The sequence below is a fragment of the Paenibacillus sp. MAHUQ-63 genome (assembly GCF_028765165.1).
GTDB lineage: Bacteria > Bacillota > Bacilli > Paenibacillales > NBRC-103111 > Paenibacillus_E.
The window spans coordinates 952,169-975,358 of the sequence record NZ_JARADB010000001.1 but is presented as its reverse complement, the minus strand read 5'-3'; the positions used below and the strand labels follow the sequence as shown (position 1 = coordinate 975,358).

Sequence of the window (23,190 nt, the reverse complement as noted above, 5' to 3'; positions counted from 1 at the left end):
CTGTGTGCCGGTATAACCCGAATCTATATCTAGTAGGACAGGGTCGGCGGATTCCTTTCGACAAATGTGAAAATTTCAAGGCAAAACTCCAAAAAAAATTTCAAATCCCCGCGAGCCACGTCCTGTCTGGGATTCGGTATTTTGAGACCGAAAATGTGAGATTTCACACGTTGACAAACACTATATATTGATATAAATTTGAATCTATCAACTAGATGTCGTGGAAAAATGGGAAATTAAGAGAAGCCGGACGGATCGCGGAATTCCGCGGAATAACCGGGGAAATCCCTTGATATCGCGCTTTTTCAGCCGCTTAGCCAATTGCGAAATTCCGCTTCTTTTGTCGAGCCGAAGGCCGCATGACTAGATATAGTTGATAGGTAAGCTACATACGACTTACTAGATATAGAGTTTCATACATAAGACTCACTAGATACGGTTTTGCTTGAGATTGAAGATACATGACAGGAGACGGAGCCCATGCTGATTGCTTACGATTCGAAAACAGGAAATGTTCGCCGGTTTATTAACAAGCTGAAAATGCCGGCCATCCAAATCGAGGAAGCGATGAAAGTGGACGAGCCCTTCGTGCTCGTTACCTATACGACCGGATTTGGTCAAGTTCCTGAGAAGGTGGCTTCGTTTCTGGAAACGAACGCTTCTCATTTGATCGGAGTCGCAGCAAGCGGGAACCGCAACTGGGGCGACGGGTTTGCGAAGAGCGCAGACACCATCTCCCAGCAATACGATGTGCCGGTGTTAACCAAGTTTGAGCTATCCGGCACCAAAAATGATGTAGAACGATTTGTTCAGGGGGTACATGCAATTGCGGCACATTGAGCTGAATAATTTATTGATGCAACGCGCAGCAGACGGATTTTTTCAACTGGAGAAGGACAAAGAAGCCGTTGAAGTTTTCATGAAGGACGTCCACAGCAAAAGCCTCACTTTCCCCGATACCTCTTCGAAAGTTCGTTACATGATCGACAATAATTACTACGAGAATGTGTATGAGCGTTATACGGAAGATGAAGTCAACGAAGTTTATCAAGTGGCCCACGACAATCAATTCGAGTTCGCTTCCTATATGGCTGCCTCGAAATTTTATACAGATTATGCTTTGCGCAGTGATGATAAAGAGTTGTACCTCGAGCATTTCCCGGATCGCGTAGCGATCGTAGCCTTGTACTTGGGCAGAGGAGACGTAGAAACCGCCCGTACGCTGGCCGTCTCGATGATGGAGCAGCGCCTGCAGCCGGCTACGCCGACCTTCCTCAACGCAGGCAAAAGCCGCCGGGGCGAGATGGTGTCCTGCTTCCTGCTGGAGATGGACGATTCCCTCAATTCCATTAACTATGTGCTGGCCACCTGCATGCAGCTGTCCAAAATCGGTGGCGGTGTCGCCGTCAATCTGTCCAAGCTGCGCGGGCGCGGGGAATCGATCAAAGGCGTGGAACGAGCCGCCAAAGGGATTATGCCTGTTCTGAAGCTGATGGAGGATGCGTTCTCCTATGCCGACCAAATGGGGCAGCGCAAGGGCTCCGGAGCGGCGTATTACAACATTTTCGGTTGGGATCTGATGGAGTTCCTCGATTCCAAAAAAATTAACGCAGACGAGAAGTCCCGTCTGAAAACATTATCGATCGGCCTGATCGTTCCGAACAAATTCTACAAGCTGGCGGAACAAAATCAGCCGCTTCATGTTTTTGCGCCATATACCGTATGGCAGGCTTACGGCAAGCACTTGGACGATCTCGATCTCGACGAGATGTACGATGAGCTGCTGGCGAATCCGAAAGTGAAGAAGAAGGTCGTCATGAGTGCGCGCGACATGCTCGTCAAAATTGCGACAACCCAGCTGGAATCCGGGTATCCGTATATCATGAACCGGACGAATGCGAACAAGGATCATGCGCTTAAAGGGATCGGGACAATTAAGATGTCCAACCTGTGCACGGAGATTTTCCAGCTGCAAGAGACTTCGGAAATTAACGATTACGGCGAAGACGACGTGATTCTGCGCGATATTTCCTGCAATTTGGCTTCGATGAACATCACCAACGTCATGGAGCGCAAGAAGCTGCGCGAGACGGTTCATGAGGGCATGACCGCCCTGACGGCAGTCAGTGACATGACGACGGTCAGCAACGCGCCAGGGGTAGCCAAAGCGAACCGCGAGCTGCACTCCGTTGGGCTTGGCGTCATGAATTTGCACGGGTATTTGTCCAAAAACAAAATCAGCTACGAAAGCGATGAAGCGAAGGATTTCGTTCGCACGTTCTTCATGGCGATGAACTATTACTCCATTGAGCGAAGCGTAGAGATTGCCAAAGCGAAGGGGCAGGTTTTCGAGGGCTTCGAGCAGTCGGAATATGCGAATGGCGCTTACTTCAACCGCTATCTGGAGACGGATTACCGTCCGCGCACGGATAAGGTGAAGGGGCTGTTCGAGGGGATGGCGATTCCGTCGCCTGACGACTGGAGCAAGCTGAAAGCGGACGTGCAGAAGCACGGCTTGTATCATGCCTACCGTATGGCGGTCGCGCCGACACAGAGCATTTCGTATATCCAAAATTCAACGTCAAGCGTGATGCCGATCGTCGAGCAGATCGAAACCCGGACGTATGCGAATTCGACGACTTATTATCCGATGCCGTATTTGGCACGCGACAATTATTTCTACTATAAATCCGCGTATCAGATGGACCAATTCAAAATTCTCGATCTGATCGCCGAAATTCAGGTGCACGTGGATCAAGGTATTTCCACCATTTTGCATGTGAATAGCGACGTGTCAACAAGACAATTGGCCCGCTTGTACCTGTATGCGGCACATAAAGGCCTAAAATCGCTCTACTACACGCGAACGAATCAGCTGTCCGTTGAGGAATGCGTAAGCTGTTCGGTGTAATACGGAAGGGGACCTAACATAGATGAGTACTGCGACTACGGTGAGTACGCCGATTGTCAGAAAGGCCGTGAACTGGAACAGGCCGGATGATGATTTCACGATAACGTTCTGGAATCAAAATATTATGCAGTTCTGGACGGATGAAGAAATTCCGTTGTCCGACGATAAAATGTCCTGGATTACGCTGAGTCCGGCGGAGCGGGAGCTATATATGAAAGTGCTGGGCGGTCTGACGCTGCTGGATACGATGCAAGGCGGCGTCGGCATGCCGAAGATTCTTGAGCACGTGGACGGGCTGCAACGCAAAGCGGTGCTCAGCTTCATGGGCATGATGGAGCAAATTCATGCGAAGTCGTACAGCTCGATCTTCACGACGCTTTCGACAACGGAAGAGATTAACGAGCTGTTCGCATGGGTGGAGCGCAATCCTTATCTGCAATTCAAGGCTAACAAGATTTCCACATTTTATGAAAATATTACAACGGCCAAAGAGCTGTACCTGGCGATGGCGGCTTCCGTTCTGCTGGAGAGCTACTTGTTCTACAGCGGCTTCTACTATCCGCTCTATCTAGCCGGACAAGGGAAAATGACGAGCAGCGGCGAGATCATCGATCTGATTTTGCGTGACGAGAGTATTCATGGTCTGTATGTCGGGGTGCTGGCTCAAGAGGTGTACGCGGAGCTAAGCCCGGCGGAGCAGGATGAAGCTTATGAGACTTTGACAGCGCTGCTGACCGAGCTTCATGCCAATGAGGAAGGCTACACGGAGAGCTTGTACGGTCCTCTAGGCTTGGCGGAAGATGTCAAGGCATTCCTCCGCTATAACGCGAATAAAGCGTTCATGAATCTGGGTGTTGATCCGATGTTCCCGGAAGAGGACATTAATCCGATCGTATTGAACGGCCTTAGCACGAAGACGAAACAGCATGACTTTTTCTCCAAAAAAGGGAACGGATACGTACGCACGATTCATGTTGAAGGCTTGACGGATGACGATTTCGTATTCTAAATGACAAAAGCAAGGGCTGCCTTGAAGTCAATGATGACTTGAGGGCAGCCCTTATTGTGTGCGTGGCGGCGGTCTGTTATGCCAGGGATTCCTTGACGACAGGCTCCGTCAACTTGTAGCCGACGTTACGGATCGTCATGATGTATTCCGGATTGCGTGCATTTTGCTCAATTTTGTCGCGCAAGTGGGAAATATGAACGTCGACAATTCGGGTATCACCAAGGAAGTGATAGTCCCACACGCCGTGAAGGAGCTGCTGGCGGCTCAGTACTTTGCCGCGGTGCTTACACAAGAACAGCAGCAGCTCGAATTCTTTGGGCGTGAGCTCGACCGGTGCGCCGTTCATGGTCACTTCGCGCTGATCGGCTTTGATAGAAATCTGACCGATCGTAATCGGTGTGTTCTCCGTCGTTGACGGCAGTGTCTGAATGCGCCGATGAATCGCGTGAATGCGGGAGATGAGCTCCTGCGGCGAGAACGGCTTCGTCATGTAATCATCGGCACCGTTATCCAGGCCGGCGATTTTGTCGGTAAGATCCTGCATAGCGGTGAGCATAATAATAGGGACAAGGTTGTTCTGGTTTCTAAGCTTGCGGCATACTTGAAAGCCGTCCATCTTCGGCAGCATCAGGTCAAGCACGATCAGGTCCGGGCGGAACGTTTGGATCGCATCGAATACGGCCTCGCCATCGAAAACGCAATGGACTTCGAAGCCGACTAACTTCAAATTGAATTCTATTAGCATGGAGATGGAAGGTTCGTCATCGACAACTAGGATCTTCTTTTTCATCATAGGTTGACTCCTTTTATCGAGAAGGATGACTCTATTATGACAAAGCTCTATCATCGACATATTAAGATAAAGTTAACCCAGTGTAAAAACTGTAAATGGTCATACTTAATTGCATTATGCAACCGCTTATAATAGGATAGAGGATGAGGTGAATTCGACAGACATGGCATTTCATATTGTATTAGTAGAACCCGAAATTCCGGCCAACACCGGCAACATTTCGCGAACTTGCGCGGCGACGGGTACTTATCTTCATCTGGTAAGACCGCTCGGCTTCCAAACGGATGACAAAACGCTGAAACGGGCCGGATTGGATTATTGGCATTCCGTGAAGCTCGAATATCACGATTCGTTTGATGAGGTACTTGAGATGTATAAAGGACACCGTTTCTTTTTTGCGACGACCAAAACGAAGAAGCGTTACACGGATTTTACATTTCAAGACGGTGATTTCCTCGTATTCGGTAAAGAGACCAAAGGTCTCCCGGAAGAGCTCCTGCGCCAGCACCCGGATACGCTGCTCAGACTCCCGATGTCCGATGCGGTAAGATCGCTCAATTTATCCAACTCCGTAGCGATCATGCTGTATGAAGGTTTGCGGCAGACAGGGTTTGCAGGTTTGGACTAAGCGCTATCGCATACGATTTAGGCCTAGGTCGGCAAAATTGACAATAAAAGAAATTTCCGCTTGGAATTAGAAGGAGTTTCTTCCTACACGGCGAATAGTATTCCGTATCAGTCCGTATAGATATGCTAAGCCACCGCTTAGCGTAGAAATTGAGAGCGGAAGAGAGGTGAAGTCCTATGATGAAGCCAGCCGGAGTCGTTCGTAAAGTCGATCAATTGGGACGTATTGTTCTGCCTAAATCGTTACGCAAACGATACCAGATGAATGAAGGGGATCCTGTCGAAATTTTGGTGCAGGGTGATCATATCATTTTGGAAAGATACCGCCCGAAATGTGTATTCTGCGGCAGCATGGATAACGTCAGCGAGTTCAAAGAACGTTACATATGCGGAAGTTGTGTAACAGAGATGAATGTCTTGAAAGTAAGAGCCTAATTAAGGACAATGAAAAGCATTGCCTTCTCGGAAGAGAATGCGGTGCTTTTTTAGTTGGTGTATAGGAACGGAAATCCCGGACATACTATTTGACGACGGTGATAGCAGAGAGGTGCTGTGTCAAAGACAAGTACATCAGGAAGGTTGTTATTGAATCCGTATAGAAGCGAGGAGATGTGCCGCAGAAATCATGAATTGTAGTTACGTACTGCAAGCGTGTGATGAGGTAGGGACCGAGCTGAAGTAAGGTTCAGGCATAACCAACTAATCTTCACCGTCAGAGGACTCCGCGAGGGGTCCTTTTTCTTGTAGGGTTATTAGTCATAGCTCAAATGAAAAAGCCCGCCAGAATGTATTCATTCTGACGAGCTTTTGGCAACTTACAGGCCTCTTGTTTTGTCCTCGTTATAGGAAGCCGTCATCATAGCGACGAGAAATAGCACAAAAACGGAATTAACGAGCCAAAATGTTGCGGATAAGCCAAACATTGCTGCACCCCCTATAGGTTGAAGAACATCAAAGCATATAGTTAAGCTTTATTATACCCCAATCAACGGCAAAAAAATTTGAATAAACTGTGAATAATTACGATTATTTAAAAAATAAGAAGTTCGTCGCCAGCGGCCGCAATTTGCCGTCGGACGGGCGATTCATGACGGTGCCTCCCATGACCAAGGTCGTGGAGCCGCCTCCGTCCAGGTTATAGGCATCGACGATGCCCAACTGCTGCATCTTGTCCTGCAGCTCGGCGAGCGTCGCCCCGGAGTTTCCGCTTTCGTCGTAGCCGTCCGTGACGATGAACAAGAGCTGGTCGTTCTTATAATTGGCCATCACGGTTCTGGCGGCTCGCGCCGGCGAACTCTGCCATTGATAAGGGATGGTCGTCTTGGCACCGTTCTTGAGCAGGACAGGAACGAAGGTCGATCCCATCAGCGGGTCGAGCTTGTCCAGATCCGCTTGCGAGATGAACTTGCCGCCGATGAGCTTGCGGTCTTTGTTCAACCCGATGAACGTCGTGTCGTTCGTCGTCGGGAAGAAGCCGTTCAAATATTTGCCGTTGATGACGGTGGTGTCAAGCGGATAGCGCCGGCCCTTGCTGTCATCGGCGAAGCCTCCGGCATTCACGCCGGCAATAGCGCCATACCGGTTAACGGCTTCCAGGGTCGTTTCGCTCGACCCCATCTTGTCCTTGCCGAGGACAAGCTTGATGGCTTTGTCGCTCTTCAGATTAACTTTGAGCGCATATCCTTTGTAGTTGCTCTCATTCAAGGCAAATAGCTTCAGGTCGATATTGCCGGAAGAGGCTTGCCTGACCGGGCTGCCAAGCTTCGCCGTGATGCGGGCATCGTAGATGATGCCGGGCTTCGCGGCTTGAGCGGCGGCAGTTTGCAGCGCGGCGGCCACTTCTGCCGTACTTTTCTCATATAAGGCGTAATATTGCTGAATGATCGTCTTCGTCTGTGCCGCATCGTTCGTTGCCTTAGTTAACAAGGTGTCGAGGGTCAGGGCTTCCTGATGGAAGGAGACCGGCGTTGAGGCGGCTGCAGTCCAAGTGCCGAGCGGTATATGCACGCTTGCGATAAGCAGCCATATGAGCATCCCGATAAACGGTGCACAAGCCAGCAGGAAGACACGGTTGATTCCTTGGATCGTCGTCATCACTTCAACACATCCAAATTTTTCTGCAGCTCATCCAGTTTCTTCTTCACTTCGGCGAGCTGTGTGTAGAGTTGGTTGCTGTTGTCGGTTTTGCTGTTGGCGCTGTCTTTGGTGAAGGCCAGCAGTTCATTGAGCGAGTCAACTTTGGTTTGCAAAGCTTTCATGTCGGTTGAAACGCTATCCTTCAGTTCGGTTACCTGCTTCTGGTAATCTTGCTGAACCAGCTGTAGTTGTTGCTGGGTCTGCTGTGCGATATCGGTTGCTATTTTCTGTCTCAAATGCTCTGTATACAGCATCGCTGCCGCCACTCCGATTGCGATCAGCATGACCCAACCAAGAAACAACAGGACGTACGTTTTCCTCTTCACCTTCGTAGCTTTGGCAGCCCGGGGAAAAGAATTCGCAGACGTTGCCTCGATTTGCATACTCATGATAATCACCTCTGTCTACTAGTATAACATATTTCATATTTTTAACAGAAATTCAGATAGAATTCGCTGTTTTTCGATACTCGTTAGGCGTGATGCCCTCCAGTTTTTTGAAAACTTTGCTGAAATATTTCTCATCCTGATAGCCGACCATCTCCGCGACCTGGGAAATCCGCAAATGCGGATTGCGCAGCAGCACCTTCGCTTTGCTCATGCGAATTTGGCCCAAATAATCCGAGAGGTTCACCGCGAATTCCTGCTTGAACTTGCGGGAGATATATTCCCGGCTCAGGAAGAACCGGGAGGCGATGTCCTGCAGCGTGACATCTTCGTGGTAATGCTTCTGAAGATATTCGGCGATTTCGAAAATCACATTCTTATCTTTCTGCTGATTCTCCAAGAGCAGCTTGGACATATGCACGATGCTGCGGGTAAGCTCCTGCTGCCATTGAGACAGGGATAGGAGGCCGTTCTCGTCCAGCGGAACAATGACCCCGGCAGACTCGGAGGCCAGCATCGTCTTCACTTCATCCTCGCTGATGCCGGAGAAGAATTGCTGTACCCAGCGGCGCTTCATCACGCTGTACTCCCGCCACCAATGGTCGAGCTGTTCCAATGTAATGATGTCCCGCTGCTTGACCGCGTCCATCCATTGCTGCACGGCCTCCTCGATCTGCTCGCTGCTGCCGCTGCGGATGGCCAGATTGATCTTCTCCTCGAACTGGGTGAAGGTGAGCGCCGTCTGCGGCGGTTTGGGCGAATTCTGCAGGCTGTGGATCCACGTTGTCTTAACTTTCAGGTTCCGTTTGCGCAGTGCGTCGCGCGCCTCTTGGTACGATAAGCCGATTTCGCCAGGAAACCGATGAGACCGGCCGATACCGAAATCAACGCGGGTGTGCAGCGCCGTTCGCATGCCTTCGTTAATTTTCTCCAGAAATGCTTCGGCGCCGTCCAGCTCTCTCCACAGCAGCAAGACGATTTCGTTATCGCTTTGCCAATGGCGGAATGCATACCCGCGTCTCTCGTGCGTCAGAAACTCATTGCAAATATTAATGAGAGAGAAAAAAAGCAAATCCATGTTTTGACTGAATTTATTTTTCACGCTGCGTTCCATGGTATCCATGGAAAGAATGGCAACGCGGCAAACGTTCACGCCCCGCGTCAAGCTCAGCTCCCGCTCGAGCTGCTCGGCGGCGCTCTCATAAGCGGACGGCTCGGCGATGAGCCCGGACAGCAGCTTATCCCAATACATCGGTTTAATTTGATTCATTTCGATATTCAGCTCACGGTTCGTCTGCCGCGTCTCTTCTTCCTTCCGCCACGCCTCAATCGCTTTCTCCAGCGCTTCGTTCAGCTGATCCGGGTCGATCGGCTTCAGGATGTAGTCGGTCCCCCCGTACTTCAGCGTGTGGCGCAGCAGCGAGAAATCGTCATGCCCGCTGATGACGATCGTCTTCGCGTCCGGCTCGTTGGCATGCAGCCATTCCAGCAGCTTCACACCGTTCATGACCGGCATCATCATGTCGGTCATAATAATTTCCGGGTGATGCTGGCGGACCATTGCGGCGGCGGATTCGCCGTCAGGCGCTTCCAGAATCGTATCGATGCCGTGCTGCTCCCAATTGACGAGCAGCCGGATGGCGTCGCGAACATGTTTCTCATCATCGACAAGTAATACTTTCATTAGATAGCTCCCTTTTACATCGGTATGTGGATGATGATCCTTAGACCTTGGGGCTTGGCGTGTTCAATATCAAGAGTCGCATCATCGGTGAAATATAGTTTGATTCTGGTTAATACGTTGCTTAGCCCGATACAGTTTTCTTCGCCGGTTGAAGGCGAGCTCAGCCTGTTGCGGATTTCACGCAGCCGCTCCTCCGTAACGCCCGAGCCGTTGTCTTCAACGACAAGCCGCAGATAGTCATAGCGCCCATCCGTTTGCTTGGAGGCTTCAATGTGCAGCAGCCCGATTTCGTCGGCGCCCGGTTTGAAGCCGTGTTTGAAATAGTTTTCGACGAGCGGCTGCAGGATCATTTTGGGTACGGCGATCGTTTTGGTGCCTTCTTCGACATCATAAGCGATCTGGAATTGGTGCTCGAAGCGCTGCTTCTGGAGCTCCAGGTACGCTTTAATATGGTCAAGCTCCTTGCCAAGCGGAACGACGGATTCGTTCGTATTCATGCTGTAATGCATCATTTTGGCGAGGGAAGCGATAAGTGCATACACCTTGGGGGCATCATGCTGCAAAGCGAGTGTGCCGATCGATTGCAGCGCATTATTCAGAAAATGCGGATTGATCTGAGCTTGCAGCGCCATCAATTGATTGGACTTGTTGGCGAGCTCCAGCCGGTATTCGCGCATGACCATTTGATTCAGATCCTGCATCAAGCCGTGGAAGCGATTGGCCAGTATGCCCATCTCGTCGGTACGGGTCAGCTCGATATCCTTATCCATAGCTCCCAGCTGCACCTGACCGGCTTGAATGCGGGAGATGTAGCGGATAAGCTGCTTGATCGGTTCCGTAAATTTAATGGAAATATAGACGGTTCCGCCGATGACGATCAGCATGAAGAACGTCAGTACCAGCGAGTTGATCAGCGCCAGCTGTTTGGCGTTTTGGGTCAGCTGCTCGTAAGGCAGACGTTTGACGATCGTCCAGTTCACATAGTCAGTTTTCATTTTTTCATAAACATTTATGCCGGCGTAAGGCCCTTTGTTCCATTCGTAGGAGCCTCTGTCCGACGTGCTGCGGATGGCTTCGTCGCCCCAGCTGCCATCCAGCAGCTGCCCCCATTTGGCCGGATCCGGACCGAACACGATGCATCCTTTTTCATCCAAAATGTAAAGCTCTTCCTCATCGTGCGTGTACAGGCTCTGCGAGATTTCGGATATCAAATCGAGATGAAGATCGATAATAAGCTCTCCGATGGAGGTGTTATTCGGCGAGTACATCAGCTTGCGATGCATAGACAGGACCGGTGTTGGTGCAGAATACACGTTAATTGGAATATTGTAATTGTGGCTGAGATGGGTCGTTTCGAAATAAACGGTTTTATCTTCCGGGAAAGGGGGCAGGGATTCATATTTGCCGATCTTGCTTCCTTGGAAATCATTGCTGGATACGAAAGACCGGTCGCTCACGGAAGCATATAAGTAAACCTGCTTGAACTCTTTCACGGCGTGGGACATGACTTGCAAACCGCTTTTGATCACTTTGTCGCTCATATAGTCAATTTCCCGGTCGCGTTCCAAAATATCGTATAATTGTCCGAGCTCAGACAAATGCTGTCCTGTATAGATGGTCGTAGAAGCTTGGACGACTCCGTTTAAATAGTTTAATATATTGAGTTTCGCTTGGGAGATGAGGGCTGAATTGTTCGTTATGGTGTCTTCGGTGACTTTTTCCTTCGTGAATATATAGGAGACGACGATTGAGGTAATGAATGGGACGAGAGTGGCGATCAGCAAAAAAAGGATAAGCTTGTTGCGCATACTATGACGGAACATGTCGAATCAACTCGGTTTCTTCGTGGACTTTTCACCCTATATTGTAGCAGTAGAGGTCAACAAATTCCACCTAATGCATCACGATAATCTGTGTTTCACGAGGTTAAAGGTATTTATACTAAAGGTTATAGTTACCTAATCGTAAGGGGGAAATTCCCATGAAACAGCGCAAGGGGTTATCAGGACTATTACAGCAATGGGTGTTCGTCGGACCTGCGGTCATCTTTTTCGCACTCATTGTGGTAGTACCTTTTCTCATGAGCATTTACTATTCATTCACGGAATGGAACGGTGTGACGACCAACGTTAAGTTCAACGGTTTGGACAATTTCAAGCACCTTCTGTTCGAGGACAAAGATTATCGCAACGCCTTCTGGTTCACGACACGGATTACCGTTACGGATGTGGTTCTGACGAACCTGATCGGATTCTTGCTGGCTCTGCTGCTGACGCAAGCGCTCAAAACGAGAAACGTGCTCCGTACCATCTTCTTCATGCCGAACGTTATCGGCGGCTTGCTGCTAGGTTTTATTTGGCAGTTTATCTTCGTCAAAGGCTTTGCGACGCTCGGCGAAATTACGAACATCGGCTTCTTCCAACTGCCTTGGCTGGGAGATGCTCCTACCGCCTTCTGGGCGATCGCGATCGTGAGCATTTGGCAAGGTGCCGGCTACTTGATGATCATCTATATTGCAGCGCTGTCCAACGTGCCGAAGGATATGGTGGAAGCGGCTTACATCGACGGTGCGACCCGGTTCCAAGTACTTAAGAACATCATTGTGCCGCTGATCATGCCGGCCGTTACCGTTTGTTTATTCCTGACGATCTCCTGGAACTTCAAAATGTTCGATTTGAACTTCTCCTTGACCAAAGGGGGACCCTTCAACTCGACGGAATCGGTATCCATCAATATTTATCAAGAAGCGTTCCGGAACAATAACTATGGCTTAGGAACAGCGAAAGCATTAGTCTTCTTCATCGTCGTGGCCATTATTTCGACCATCCAAGTCATGTATACGAAACGCAAGGAGGTTGAAGTGTAATGGATGCAGTTAAAAAATATTCAGGACGCCTATTCACCTTGGAGGTGCTCGGCATCCTGGTGGGACTTCTGTTCCTGGTGCCGTTCTATTTCGTCATTGTCAACTCGCTGAAGTCATTCCCGGAGCTTGCCGCCAGCACAGCGAAGCTTCCTGAGAGCCTCTATTTGGATAATTACAAAAAAGTATGGACGATCATGAAGTTCCCAAGTGCCTTCATGAACTCTTTGATCATTACGGTACTTAGTAATGTAGGTTTGGTCGTCATCTCCTCCATGGCGTCATACCGCATGCTGCGCAGACCGAGCAAATTCAACAATCTGGTGTTCCTGGCTTTCGTAGCCGCCATGGTCATTCCGTTTCAATCCATCATGATTCCGCTCGTGCGTGTTGCCGGTCAGGTGGGGCTCATGGACAGCAGATGGGGTCTTATCGTTTGTTATTTCGGCTTCGGCGTTTCGCTGAATGTGTTCTTGTACCACGGATTTATCAAATCCATTCCGCTGGAGATCGAGGAATCCGCAACCGTGGACGGCTGTTCGCCTTATGGCGTGTTCTGGCGCATCGTCTTTCCGCTGCTCAAGCCGATGTCCACGACGATCGTTATTCTGAACAGTTTATGGATCTGGAACGATTATTTGCTGCCGTCACTCGTGTTAAACAACCCGGAATTGCGAACAATACCCTTAGCGACATTTTCTTTCTTCGGTCAATATACGAAGCAGTGGGATTTGGCTCTGGCCGGTCTGACGCTGGGTGTGCTGCCGATCGTCATTTTCTTCTTGGCCATGCAGAAGCATATTGTGGAAGGAATCACAGCCGGTTCCGTAAAAGGGTGACAATTTTGCTAAGATGTTCAAAATCTTCCACCTTTGTGTTCAATATTCTCTGTGTTGTGGGTTTAAGAAAGTGTTTACAATAAACCATGTAAGCTGATGACGAGGGGATGAAATCCCGGACATCAGGGTAAGCTGAGTAAACAAAAAAAGGGAGGCTTTACCTCAATGAAAAAATTAACGATGATCAGTATGGCTGCCGTACTCTCACTATCCGTAGTGGCAGCTGGCTGCGCGAAAAAACAAGAGACACCTGCGCCAGCCGCTTCACCGGGAGCAGCTGCATCTGCAGCTCCGGCAGCAGGCAAACCGGTTACGATTAAAATGTTCCAATTTAAAGTAGAAATTGCTGACCAATTGGGTAAATTGATCGCTGAATATCAGAAGCTGAACCCTAACGTGAAAATTCAGGTTGACACGGTAGGCGGCGGCGCAGACTATGGCGCGGCATTGCTGGCGAAGTTCAACTCCGGCGACAAACCGGACATTTTCAACAACGGCGGTTTCTCCGACCTTGACAAGTGGATTGAGAACCTGGAGGATCTCTCCGATCAACCATGGGTGAATGACCTTGTGGATGTCGCGAAAGAGCCTATGACCAAAAATGGCAAGCTGTACGGCCAACCGCTGAACTTGGAAGGCTACGGTTTCATTTACAACAAAGATCTGTTCGCACAAGCCGGCATCACTGAGCTGCCAAAAACGATAACACAGCTCGAAGACGCGGCGAAAAAGCTGCAAGCTAAAGGCATTACGCCTTTCGAGAACGGCTATGGCGAGTGGTGGGTACTGGGTAACCACTTCGTAAACCTTCCGTTCGCTTATCAGAAAGATCCGAACGCGTTCATCGACGGCCTGAACAAAGGTACGGCCAAAATTCCTGGCAACGAGCAGTTCAACCAATGGTCCAAACTGTTTGATCTGACTTTGCAGTACGGCAACAAAAACCCGCTGCAAACGGACTACAATACGCAAGTAACGGACTTCTCGACAGGCAAAGCGGCCATGACACAGCAAGGGAACTGGACGCAAGTTCAAATCTCCAAAACGAACCCGAACATCAAAATCGGCTTCCTGCCGATGCCGATCAGCGATGACGCGGCAGCGAACGACAAATTGTTCGTAGGCGTTCCGAACAACTGGGTTATTAACAAAAACTCCGCTGTGAAAGACGAAGCGAAGAAATTCCTGAACTGGATGGTTACATCCGATGTAGGTAAAAAGTACATTACGGAAGAATTCAAATTCATTCCGGCTTTCAAATCGATTCCTGCTGATGAGAAAGTACTCGGACCTTTGGCGGCAGACATTATCTCCTACTCCAAAGCCGGTAAAACACTGAGCTGGAACTGGTTCAAATTCCCTGGCGGCGAAGCTTCCTCCAAGAAATTCGGCGATATTATGCAAGGTTATGTCGCGAAGAAGTACACGAAGGACCAAATGCTTGAGGAATTCCAGAAAACATGGGAGAGCCTGAAGAAGTAATACCCTATTCGGTTGTAATAAAGCCTCAGCGCCTAAGCTGAGGCTTTTTGCCGTTTAACAGAAGGTTGGCGGGCTGTTACAATAGGAAGAACTGGGGAGCGGGGGGCTACGATGATCGTTAGAATTAGAACTTGGCTGCAGAGCAGAGGAACTACGCTGCCAATAGAGAAAAAGCTGTCTCGCGAGGCTGTCATTTCGCTTATTATTCATTCGACTTTTCAATTCGGGGCATCGATGTCCGGCGTATTCTTGAACTTATACTTGTGGCGGTTAACGCACAGTGTAGCTGTCAACGGTACATACAACTTGATCGTCTATTTGCTGACACCGATCGGCTTCGCGCTCGGGGGATGGATGATCAAGAAGAAAGACCGAATGGTGTCTTATCGACTGGGCATTATGCTGATCGGTTTATTTTATTTGAGTGTGATCATTGCGCAAGATGCGTTGGTTGAATATTATGTCGCCTTCGCTATCTTCAACGGACTGGCGGCCGCCTTCTATTGGGTGGGGTACTTAACGCTCATGTACGACGTATCCACCGAGCAGAACCGGATCCGCTATCTGGCCTTCAACATGATCTTCTTCACGGCCGCTACTCTTGCCGGGCCTGCGCTTGCCGGTTTCATCATTCGTCTGCAGGAAGGGCTTAGCGGTTATACGATCGTCTTCTCGATTGCGTTCTGCATGTTCTTGCTTGCCGCGTTCATTTCTATGAAAATTAAAGCATCCGGCGGACATCACCGAGTTTATTATCTAAAGCTGACTGGGCTTATCATGAAGAAAGAGCGCGACTGGTTCAAGGCGCTGCTCGGCTTCCTCGGAATGGGTCTGCTCCAAGGGACAATGCTGTTCCTGCCGAACATTCTTTTATTCAAAGTCATGCCGCGGGAAGATATCGTCGGTTACTTGGGGGTGCTCTACTCCTCACTCAGCATCGTAATGGGAATATTCATCTCCAAATATGCCGATAGCAGCAAATCCCGTCTCTATTTGACGATATCCACGGTTGGTTATCTGGTCGGCGTTTCCTTCTTGCTGGGAAGCATTACGGTTTGGACGGTTGTTGGCTTCATGATTCTATACTCGATCTTCTCGCCGCTGCAAGGGAATACGATGACGGGGTATTATTATGGACTTATCGCCAAACTGCCGCTCAAAGGGGAACTGAAGGTGGAAAGCATGGTCGTCCGCGAAACGTTTCTTAATTTGGGCCGGGTTGTTTCAATCTTCTGCCTGATTACTTTCGCGAACGATTTGGACGGCGGTATGATTCCGTGGATTCTCATGATCGGTTCTCTGACGCAGCTTGCGTGCGTATGGTCAATCAAGAATCGGTAGTAATTGGAGCATGAAAGCGCCCTAACCCGGTTATCCTAAAGGGATACACGATAGGAGAAGAGGGACCTGAGCGCTATGAAACAGTATGACAGTGTGATCGTAGGCGGAGGAATCGCCGGGCTGCAAGCAGCCATTCAGCTTGGCCGGTACGAACATCGCGTACTCGTGATCGACGCCGGCTACGGCCGTTCAACCTTATGCAAGAGCTATCATAATCTGCTGGGCTGGCCGGATGGCGTTTCCGGAGAGGAGCTGCGCCGGTTAGGCAGGATGCAAGCGGAGAAGCTGGGTGTCACCTTCGTTAAAGACGAAGTCGTACAAGCTGTGAACAAAGGAAAGCCGGGAGACGGCTTCGAGCTGTGGGGGAAATCGGGACAAGGCTATGAAGCCCCGACCTTGCTGCTGGCGACAGGGTTAATGGACCGCATGCCGGAAATACCGGGGCTTAAGCCGTGTCTGGGATTAACGATCTATGTATGTCCGGATTGCGACGGTTATGAGGTGCGCGGCCGTAAGACGATCGTTCTGGGTTCCGGCGATGCCGGAGCGGCGATGGCGCTCAAGCTTCGTATCCGGACCGATGATCTGACCTATCTGAATCATGGGCAATGTGCGGTAAGAATGCATATGATGGACGAGCTCAAGAGCCAAGGTATTGCTTATATGGCGGACGATATTCAAGAGGTTCTGCAGGAGAATGGCCAATTCGGCGGCGTCATGACGGCAAGCGGCAAACGGATCGAGGCGGAGCGCGGTTTCATCGCTTTCGGCGGCAATGAAGTGAAATCCGATCTGGCCCGTCAATTAGGCGCGGAGCGGATGGAGAACAGGCACATTGTGACGGATCCCCGTTCCAAAATGACGAGCGTGCCCTTCGTCTGGGCAGCCGGCGATGTCGGCGTCCACGCGGAGCAGGTGACCATCGCCATGGGTGAAGGCGCGCAGGCGGCCATTTGGATGAACAAGGTGCTGCTGATGCTCAAGGAAGAAGCGAACGCCGGCCGGGTGTACGTTCGCTCTTAAAGGTCCGCTATCGGCGTCTCTGTGGAAGCGAAGGCGACCGTTACATGCGCGTACTCGGCCAGAGCTTTCTCGCCGAGCGGCGTAATATAGTAAATGCCGCGGCTCTGGCGGACGAACCAGCGGTAATAGTTCTTCTGAAGCAGACCGCTGACGGCCGGGTTGTTCGTCAGCTCGCGCAGCTTGCGCGGACTGAGCGGCCCCTGCTCGCGCATCAGATATGCGCAGTGCAGCGATTTCTCGCGGTAAGCGGTCATCAGCTTCATCTGGCTGCTGCCCCCGACGTTGTAGTCGCCGCTGCGTTCGTGAAATTCGTTAACGACTTTCAGGGCGGCTCTTTTGTTATGACGCAGCATATAAGGCGTAGGCTCGCAGACGAGATCGACTGCGGGCTTTTTGCGTTTGTAGAATTGAACGGTCAGGACGCCCAGGCCGAGCATGCGGCACAGCCTGCGGATGTCCTCCCATTGCAGCCGGTGGGGGGCTTTGCCTTTATTGGGCAGCTCGAAAGCGACGTATACCTGGTCCGTCAGACGCAGGCGGTCGATCGCTTGAACAAGCAGGGGGATATTGAAGCTTCTCTTCAGTTCTACGACGATAGGCGGCTCATCCCCGCGAATGGCTACGAGATCGCAATGCTTGACCTCTCCCCGAACGGCATAGCCTTGGCTTTCGAAATATTGTTTGATCGGAGCGTACAGCTCCGTTTCGCTGTTAATCGGCACGTGAATATTCTCCTCCTACTTGCTTATGAAGGCAGTCAGAATGTGTATCATTATAGCACAGGTTTTGCTAGAATAGGGGAAGAAGTAGTTGTACGTACATGTTAGCGCAGATGAGCCATTCGTCTGAACAAGTGCGAAGTCCTATGGCCGCATGGGAGACGAACAGCACGGTGAGACAAAGATGAAGAGCAGCTTGACTGAGCGGGGTTCCAAGATGGCGGAGTAAGCGGCTTATGTCTTGAATCGATAGGAGCGGGGGATGTTGGAATGAGTGACATTTTGAAAAAGTGGCTGGGCCGCAAGATCGATTGCGAATGCGGACAGCGGCATGAGATCGGCATTAAACACATCAGCGTCGAGCGGGGGGCGATGGGACTTGTTGCCGGTTATGTGAGAGAGGCCGGCTACGGCGAGGTGACGCTGGTTGCGGATGAGAAAACGTACCGGGCAGCGGGGGCCGACCTGCGCGAGAAGCTGGAAGCGGCGCAGGTCCGAGTCAGCATCTGCGTGATCCGGGAGAACGCGATGGGCGAAGTGGCGGCCGACGAGGAGGCGATCGTCCAGCTGATGCTGGACACGCCGCTGACATCGGAGGCTTTGATTGCCGTGGGGGCCGGCACCCTCCACGATATCGTGCGCTTCGTGAGCCACCGGACGAAGCGGCCGTTCCTCTCCGTGCCGACGGCACCGTCGGTCGACGGCTTCGCCTCGGTCGGCGCGCCGCTCATCGTGCGCGGCTTCAAGATGACGATTCCGGCAATCGCCCCGGAAGCGATCTTCGCCGATCTTGCGCTGCTGGCGGATGCGCCGCAGGCGATGATTGCCGCCGGCTTCGGCGACATGGTCGGCAAGCACACTTCGCTAGCCGACTGGTCGCTGGGCCAGGTGCTGCTTAACGAGCACTACTGCGGGCTGAGCGCGCAGTTGACGCTGGAAGCCGTGGAGCTGTGCACGGCTCACTTGGACGAGATCGCGGCGCGCACCGAGCTCGGCATGTTGAAACTGATGGAAGGCCTGCTGCTGTCCGGCCTTTCCATGCTCTTGGTCGGCCATTCCCGGCCGGCCTCCGGGGCGGAGCACCATCTCTCCCATTATTGGGAGATGGTGCTTCTGCAGCAGCGCCGCCGGGCGCTGCTGCACGGCGCGAAGGTCGGCGTTGCGACCGTGATGATGGCCCAGCGCTACGCAGCGCTGGGCGGTATCACGGCCGACGAGGCCGCCGCGCGCCTAGCGCACAGCCAGGCCCCGAGCCGGCAGACGGATGAGCAGCGCATCCGCAGCGCCTATGGGGCCATGGCGGAGCAGGTCATCGCCGAGAATTTCCCGGCGGATGGGGGAGCCGGCGATGCGGCGGCGCTGAAGGCGCGCATCGCGGAGAAGTGGGGCGATGTGCAGCGCATCGCCCGTGCGGTCCCGGCGCCCGAGCAGCTGAGCGCGTGGCTCGGGGCTGTGCGGGGACCGCTGACGCCGGAGCAGCTCGGCGTGGAGCCGGAGCTGGTGGAGGCGTCGCTGCAGGATGCGCTGTTCGTCCGCAACCGGTTCACGGTTTTGCGTCTGTGGCGGCTGCTGACGGTGTGATCGGTGGCTGAGCTCAGCACCGGGGGTTGACTTTGGTTGTTGCTGCCTGAACCGGATTTTATCGGACACCACGGCCCTTATTTAGACAGATAGGGCTCAATTTCGAACCTAACGGACACCAGTGCCGTTATTGCCCTATTTTGCAGCGGTTATATAGGTGTGAAGGTGGAATAGAGTCACTGGAGTCCGTTAGAATGGATAAACTCGGCCAGATGACCGAATAACGGCTGCTGTGTCCGTTAGCTGCCGGAGAAGACAGCAGTTGAAGCACGCTCGCATGGGGAAGATTCGGTTTCAGGTCCTGAGGCATAGCCTTGGGATTTTTTTTTGTGAAAAAATGCAATCGTATCATAAAAAAACTGCATGCGTATTCTAAGGCGTTCGGTCTATGATTAAACCATTGCATATACTTGCCCCGCAAGGGAAGTCCTTGATGCAGCTCACGCTTTATCGGGAGGAAGGCTACTGAAAGCTATATTTTATCAGGCAATGATGCTGCGAGGAGGGTTTGTACGTGAAAGCAATTTTGGTTGGGTTAGGCTCTGCAGGGTACGGCTGGTACAAGCGACTGCGGAATCAAGGTTTATTGGCGGCTGTCGTGGAGGTAGACCCGGCGATGAAGGAGAAGATGCAAGATGATCCGTACCCCTTCTACACGTCGCTGGAAGAGGCTCTGGGGCAGGTGCAGGCGGATTTCCTTGTCAATGTTACTTCGCCGTTGATGCATACGACGGTGAATCATGCGGCATTCGACCATGGGTTGGCCGTCTTGTGCGAGAAGCCGATTTCCTTCGATTATCAGGAGTCTCAAGAGGTTGTTGCGAGGGCGGCAAGGGAGCGGCTCCCTTTTATGATCGCCGAGAATTACAGGAGAATGCCGTATATCCGCAAAGTAAAGCGGCTTCTGGACGAAGGGGTTATCGGCACCTTGTCTTCCATGGATGTACAGTTCTACAGATACCACCATGTACAGCGGAAATATACCGTCAGCATCCTTGATGATATCGGTGTTCACCATTTTGATATGCTTCGTTATTTTAGCGGTTGTGAAGGGCGCACTGTACAAGCCAAGCTGTACAATCCGGTTAATGCTTGGCAGGAGGAAGGGGCGATCATTAATGCCTACGCATTTCTTGAAATGGAAAACGGCGTCACAGCTTCCTATCAGGCTTCCATTTCGGCAAGAGGGACGGAAACGCCTTGGAGCGGGAACTGGAGAATTGAAGGCACCGAGGGAGCGATAGAAGTTGTGGATATGGAGATCCGCGTCATTCGAAGCGGAGAGGTACAATTGATTGAAGATTACAGCGGTGTGGAGGTAACGGACACTTTGGCCGAATTTCTGGCCTCCCTGCGAGAGGGACGCGAAGCGGAAACAAGCGGCAGAGATTATTTGAAAACGCAGGCACTCGTGCATTATGCCAAGCTGGCCAGTGAGTCCGGTCAAACTCAAAGGATTCAAGTGCCAACTACTTAGACGAATGGAGACTGAAGCATGACCATCGCCAATTGGGAACAGTGTGCGCCGGGGATCTGGCGCTTGATGATCAAACAGCCTCAGGGGATCACTCCCCTCTCGTGGATGGGCGTCTCGCCTAACACGGAAGTCCTGCAGCAAATGCCGGAAGTGCAGCCGTCCTTTGCCTGGGACAGCATTCAGCTGGAAGAAGCAGTCGGAAGTCTTATTCTGTCGTTACCGCTGAACCGAACAGAAAAGCTCTATGGTACAGGCCTTCAGCTCATGCGGATGAATCAGCGGGGAAGAACCCGTTATCTGCGCGTGAACAGCGATCCGAAGCAGGATACCGGCGAAACGCATGCGCCCGTACCCTTCTATGTGAGCGATCGGGGGTACGGTGTATGGGTGGACACTTCCCGCATCGTGACGATGTATTGCGGCTCCAGCTTGAAGCGGGAGGATACGCGGAGCGAGGACGTGCGCGATCGCAATACGGATCGGGCGTGGAAAGCGACGCCGATCGCCTCCCGGGTGGAAATCCGCTTGCCCGCTGAGGGCGCAGCGGTCTATGTTTTTGGAGGCCCCACCCTTGCCGATACGGTGGCTAGGTATAATTTGTTTTGCGGCGGCGGCGTACTGCCTCCCAAGTGGGGTCTCGGCTTCTGGCACCGCGTCCCGACGCTGTATAGCGATCAGCAAGTGCTGGAAGAAGCCGGACAGTTCCGCCATCGCGGCATCCCATGCGACGTTATCGGACTGGAACCGGGCTGGCACAGCCGCAGCTACCCAGTCACCTATGAATGGGAGAAGAGCAGGTTTCCCGATCCCGAAGGCTTCGTGAAGCAGCTGGGGGATCAAGGCTTCCGCGTCAACCTCTGGGAGCACCCGTACGTCTCGCCCGAGAGTGGATTGTTCGCCGCGCTGCAGCCGCTTTCGGGGAGTCATACGGTATGGGGCGGGCTTGCCCCGGATTATTCCTTGCCGGAGGCGGCGGAACGCTATAAGAGGCAGCACGACGATCAACACGTCGGTATCGGGGTGTCGGGATACAAGCTGGACGAATGCGACGGCAGCGAGTTGACCCATCATTCCTGGATGTTCCCGGCACATGCCCGATTCCCATCCGGCTTGGACGGCGAACAGATGAGACAAATGTATGGACTGATGTTTCAGAAAATGACGGCAGATCTGTTCCGCAGCCGAAACCGCAGAACATATGGGCTGGTTCGTGCTTCGAATGCGGCTGCCTCTACGATGCCGTATGTGCTTTACTCCGATTTGTACGATCACAAGCAATTCATCCGGGCGCTGTGCAGCTCTTCCTTCAGCGGCCTGCTGTGGACGCCGGAGGTTCGCCGGGCGAGGAATGCCGAGGATTGGGTTCGCCGCATGCAGACCGTATGCCTCTCTCCGCTGGCGATGCTGAATGCTTGGGGAGACGGCACCAAGCCGTGGTCGTTCCCGGAAGTGGAAGCGATTGTCCGGCATTACATCAAGCTGCGCATGAGGCTGCTGCCTTATCTATACACGGCATTTGCCGTGTACCGGGAGCGGGGGGTTCCGCCGTTCCGGGCGATGCCTTTCGTCATGTCGCCGGCGGAAATTGCTGCGGCTGAGGCAAGCGGCGCCAATGACGAGACCCAGCAGCTGAACACCACCGACGCAGCTTACGGCAAGAAGGCTGTGAAAGAATGGGACGATCAGTACATGATCGGCGACTCGCTGCTGGCCGCTCCGCTGGTCGAGGGCGAGACGGAACGCGAGGTGCTGCTGCCGGCCGGCATCTGGTATGGGCTGGAGACCGGAGAACGGTATACGGGCGGCAGCGTTATCCGCGTTCAGGCCGGCTTGGATACCATGCCTATTTTTGTGAAAAGCGGATCCGTTATTCCGATGATGGCTGCTCTGCCGCACGTTCCGGCATCGGGGACCTTCGGCGAGATCGAGCTCGTGCATTTCGGCGATGAGCCCGGTACAGGACTGCTCTATGAGGACGATGGAACGTCCTTCGAGTATGAGAAGGGAGTATGCAGCTGGTGGAAGGCGGTGGTTACGCAAGACGGAGACGGCCGATATGCCGGTACGATCGAGGGGAATCCGAATTCAGCAGTATCGCTGCCGCCCATCGTGTGGAGATACGGGCAAAGCAAACTCGTATAGAGCGACCCGCATACTCTGAAAGCCGCTCTGGAGCTTATTCGGGTATCGGAGCCGGATGCCGGCAATGCTTGAAGACAAGCGGCGGACAATCTGCCGTTGAGTACCCGGCGGAAGCGGGCAAGATGGATTTGCTGACTTATGAAAACTCATTCTCATAAAAATTTCGGGCAAGTTCTC

The 23,190-nt window shown here is 52.1% G+C and carries 19 protein-coding genes; 13 read left to right on the top strand and 6 right to left on the bottom strand.

What is annotated here, in order from left to right:
- Nucleotides 1-480: 480 nt before the first annotated feature.
- Genes nrdI through nrdF form a run of 3 tightly spaced genes read left to right on the top strand, consistent with a single transcriptional unit; the run spans nucleotide 481 to nucleotide 3,920 of the window.
- Nucleotides 481-840, top strand: coding sequence for a class Ib ribonucleoside-diphosphate reductase assembly flavoprotein NrdI (nrdI, locus tag PUT07_RS04290; protein ID WP_274466552.1), 360 nt, complete (start codon nucleotides 481-483; stop codon nucleotides 838-840).
- A complete protein-coding gene (gene nrdE / locus PUT07_RS04285) occupies nucleotides 827-2,911 on the top strand; it encodes a class 1b ribonucleoside-diphosphate reductase subunit alpha (RefSeq protein ID WP_274466551.1) in 2,085 nt (694 codons plus the stop codon). The genes nrdI and nrdE overlap by 14 nt, the downstream gene beginning before the upstream one ends.
- 22 nt (nucleotides 2,912-2,933) lie before the next feature.
- Entirely contained in the window at nucleotides 2,934-3,920 is a 987-nt protein-coding gene (gene nrdF, locus PUT07_RS04280; RefSeq protein WP_274466550.1) for a class 1b ribonucleoside-diphosphate reductase subunit beta, read from the top strand.
- Between the two features lie 76 nt (nucleotides 3,921-3,996).
- Here the strand turns inward: nrdF and PUT07_RS04275 are convergent, their stop codons facing one another.
- Nucleotides 3,997-4,713 carry a response regulator transcription factor gene (locus PUT07_RS04275; RefSeq protein WP_274466549.1) on the bottom strand — a complete coding sequence of 239 codons (717 nt, stop codon included), beginning with the start codon at nucleotides 4,711-4,713 and terminating at the stop codon, nucleotides 3,997-3,999.
- A gap of 163 nt (nucleotides 4,714-4,876) precedes the next feature.
- On the opposite strand from PUT07_RS04275, the gene trmL reads away from it, so the two are divergent.
- Both trmL and PUT07_RS04265 read left to right on the top strand, forming a co-directional pair.
- The gene (gene trmL, locus PUT07_RS04270) at nucleotides 4,877-5,341 is read left to right on the top strand and encodes a tRNA (uridine(34)/cytosine(34)/5-carboxymethylaminomethyluridine(34)-2'-O)-methyltransferase TrmL (protein ID WP_274466547.1); all 465 of its coding nucleotides are present in this window, start codon (nucleotides 4,877-4,879) and stop codon (nucleotides 5,339-5,341) included.
- A 179-nt stretch (nucleotides 5,342-5,520) separates the two neighbouring features.
- Complete coding sequence (locus tag PUT07_RS04265; RefSeq protein WP_274467454.1) at nucleotides 5,521-5,775, top strand: AbrB/MazE/SpoVT family DNA-binding domain-containing protein; 255 nt, start codon at nucleotides 5,521-5,523, stop codon at nucleotides 5,773-5,775.
- Between the two features lie 591 nt (nucleotides 5,776-6,366).
- Here the strand turns inward: PUT07_RS04265 and PUT07_RS04260 are convergent.
- From PUT07_RS04260 to PUT07_RS04245, 4 genes are read right to left on the bottom strand one after another with little or no spacing between them, the layout of a single operon-like run.
- Nucleotides 6,367-7,434 carry a phosphodiester glycosidase family protein gene (locus tag PUT07_RS04260; RefSeq protein ID WP_274467453.1) on the bottom strand — a complete coding sequence of 356 codons (1,068 nt, stop codon included), beginning with the start codon at nucleotides 7,432-7,434 and terminating at the stop codon, nucleotides 6,367-6,369.
- On the bottom strand, nucleotides 7,434-7,865 hold the full coding sequence (locus PUT07_RS04255; RefSeq protein WP_274466546.1) for a hypothetical protein: 432 nt from the start codon (nucleotides 7,863-7,865) through the stop codon (nucleotides 7,434-7,436). The genes PUT07_RS04260 and PUT07_RS04255 overlap by 1 nt, the downstream gene beginning before the upstream one ends.
- A 52-nt stretch (nucleotides 7,866-7,917) precedes the next feature.
- Nucleotides 7,918-9,546: a response regulator gene (locus PUT07_RS04250; RefSeq protein ID WP_274466545.1), complete on the bottom strand. Its 1,629-nt coding sequence runs from the start codon at nucleotides 9,544-9,546 to the stop codon at nucleotides 7,918-7,920.
- 14 nt (nucleotides 9,547-9,560) lie between these two features.
- A complete protein-coding gene (locus PUT07_RS04245; protein ID WP_274466544.1) occupies nucleotides 9,561-11,369 on the bottom strand; it encodes a cache domain-containing sensor histidine kinase in 1,809 nt (602 codons plus the stop codon).
- Nucleotides 11,370-11,527: 158 nt separating this feature from the next.
- Between PUT07_RS04245 and PUT07_RS04240 the strand changes: the two genes are divergently transcribed.
- From PUT07_RS04240 to PUT07_RS04220, 5 genes are all read left to right on the top strand, one after another.
- Nucleotides 11,528-12,412 (top strand): carbohydrate ABC transporter permease, encoded by an 885-nt coding sequence (locus PUT07_RS04240; protein ID WP_274466543.1) that lies wholly within the window; start codon nucleotides 11,528-11,530, stop codon nucleotides 12,410-12,412.
- Nucleotides 12,412-13,248 (top strand): carbohydrate ABC transporter permease, encoded by an 837-nt coding sequence (locus tag PUT07_RS04235; protein WP_274466542.1) that lies wholly within the window; start codon nucleotides 12,412-12,414, stop codon nucleotides 13,246-13,248. Before PUT07_RS04240 ends, PUT07_RS04235 begins: the two co-directional genes overlap by 1 nt.
- Before the next feature lie 165 nt (nucleotides 13,249-13,413).
- The gene (locus PUT07_RS04230; protein ID WP_274466541.1) at nucleotides 13,414-14,730 is read left to right on the top strand and encodes an ABC transporter substrate-binding protein; all 1,317 of its coding nucleotides are present in this window, start codon (nucleotides 13,414-13,416) and stop codon (nucleotides 14,728-14,730) included.
- Nucleotides 14,731-14,841: 111 nt separating this feature from the next.
- Nucleotides 14,842-16,071 (top strand): MFS transporter, encoded by a 1,230-nt coding sequence (locus tag PUT07_RS04225; RefSeq protein WP_274466540.1) that lies wholly within the window; start codon nucleotides 14,842-14,844, stop codon nucleotides 16,069-16,071.
- Nucleotides 16,072-16,146: 75 nt separating this feature from the next.
- Nucleotides 16,147-17,094 (top strand): NAD(P)/FAD-dependent oxidoreductase, encoded by a 948-nt coding sequence (locus PUT07_RS04220; RefSeq protein WP_274466539.1) that lies wholly within the window; start codon nucleotides 16,147-16,149, stop codon nucleotides 17,092-17,094.
- On the opposite strand, the gene PUT07_RS04215 is transcribed toward PUT07_RS04220, so the two are convergent.
- Nucleotides 17,091-17,816, bottom strand: a complete 726-nt coding sequence (locus tag PUT07_RS04215; protein ID WP_274466538.1) for a DUF2161 domain-containing phosphodiesterase — start codon at nucleotides 17,814-17,816, stop codon at nucleotides 17,091-17,093. The genes PUT07_RS04220 and PUT07_RS04215 overlap by 4 nt on opposite strands.
- Before the next feature lie 267 nt (nucleotides 17,817-18,083).
- Here PUT07_RS04215 and PUT07_RS04210 point away from each other — a divergent pair, with 267 nt between their 5' ends.
- The 3 genes from PUT07_RS04210 (at nucleotide 18,084) to PUT07_RS04200 (ending at nucleotide 23,013) form a co-directional block, all read left to right on the top strand.
- Nucleotides 18,084-19,394 (top strand): sn-glycerol-1-phosphate dehydrogenase, encoded by a 1,311-nt coding sequence (locus PUT07_RS04210; RefSeq protein ID WP_274466537.1) that lies wholly within the window; start codon nucleotides 18,084-18,086, stop codon nucleotides 19,392-19,394.
- A 514-nt stretch (nucleotides 19,395-19,908) separates the two neighbouring features.
- Nucleotides 19,909-20,871, top strand: coding sequence for a Gfo/Idh/MocA family protein (locus tag PUT07_RS04205; RefSeq protein WP_274466535.1), 963 nt, complete (start codon nucleotides 19,909-19,911; stop codon nucleotides 20,869-20,871).
- 18 nt (nucleotides 20,872-20,889) lie between these two features.
- The gene (locus PUT07_RS04200) at nucleotides 20,890-23,013 is read left to right on the top strand and encodes a TIM-barrel domain-containing protein (protein WP_274466534.1); all 2,124 of its coding nucleotides are present in this window, start codon (nucleotides 20,890-20,892) and stop codon (nucleotides 23,011-23,013) included.
- The last annotated feature ends 177 nt before the right edge of the window (nucleotides 23,014-23,190 follow it).

Coding starts and splice junctions, on each gene's coding strand:
- PUT07_RS04250 (WP_274466545.1), bottom strand. CDS start 9,546: ATGAAAGTATTACTTGTCGATGATGAGAAACATGTTCGCGACGCCATC.
- nrdI (WP_274466552.1), top strand. CDS start 481: ATGCTGATTGCTTACGATTCGAAAACAGGAAATGTTCGCCGGTTTATT.
- PUT07_RS04240 (WP_274466543.1), top strand. CDS start 11,528: ATGAAACAGCGCAAGGGGTTATCAGGACTATTACAGCAATGGGTGTTC.
- PUT07_RS04260 (WP_274467453.1), bottom strand. CDS start 7,434: ATGACGACGATCCAAGGAATCAACCGTGTCTTCCTGCTGGCTTGTGCA.
- PUT07_RS04235 (WP_274466542.1), top strand. CDS start 12,412: ATGGATGCAGTTAAAAAATATTCAGGACGCCTATTCACCTTGGAGGTG.
- PUT07_RS04225 (WP_274466540.1), top strand. CDS start 14,842: ATGATCGTTAGAATTAGAACTTGGCTGCAGAGCAGAGGAACTACGCTG.
- PUT07_RS04265 (WP_274467454.1), top strand. CDS start 5,521: ATGAAGCCAGCCGGAGTCGTTCGTAAAGTCGATCAATTGGGACGTATT.
- PUT07_RS04210 (WP_274466537.1), top strand. CDS start 18,084: ATGAGTGACATTTTGAAAAAGTGGCTGGGCCGCAAGATCGATTGCGAA.
- PUT07_RS04200 (WP_274466534.1), top strand. CDS start 20,890: ATGACCATCGCCAATTGGGAACAGTGTGCGCCGGGGATCTGGCGCTTG.
- PUT07_RS04255 (WP_274466546.1), bottom strand. CDS start 7,865: ATGAGTATGCAAATCGAGGCAACGTCTGCGAATTCTTTTCCCCGGGCT.
- trmL (WP_274466547.1), top strand. CDS start 4,877: ATGGCATTTCATATTGTATTAGTAGAACCCGAAATTCCGGCCAACACC.
- PUT07_RS04230 (WP_274466541.1), top strand. CDS start 13,414: ATGAAAAAATTAACGATGATCAGTATGGCTGCCGTACTCTCACTATCC.
- PUT07_RS04220 (WP_274466539.1), top strand. CDS start 16,147: ATGAAACAGTATGACAGTGTGATCGTAGGCGGAGGAATCGCCGGGCTG.
- PUT07_RS04245 (WP_274466544.1), bottom strand. CDS start 11,369: ATGTTCCGTCATAGTATGCGCAACAAGCTTATCCTTTTTTTGCTGATC.
- nrdF (WP_274466550.1), top strand. CDS start 2,934: ATGAGTACTGCGACTACGGTGAGTACGCCGATTGTCAGAAAGGCCGTG.
- PUT07_RS04275 (WP_274466549.1), bottom strand. CDS start 4,713: ATGATGAAAAAGAAGATCCTAGTTGTCGATGACGAACCTTCCATCTCC.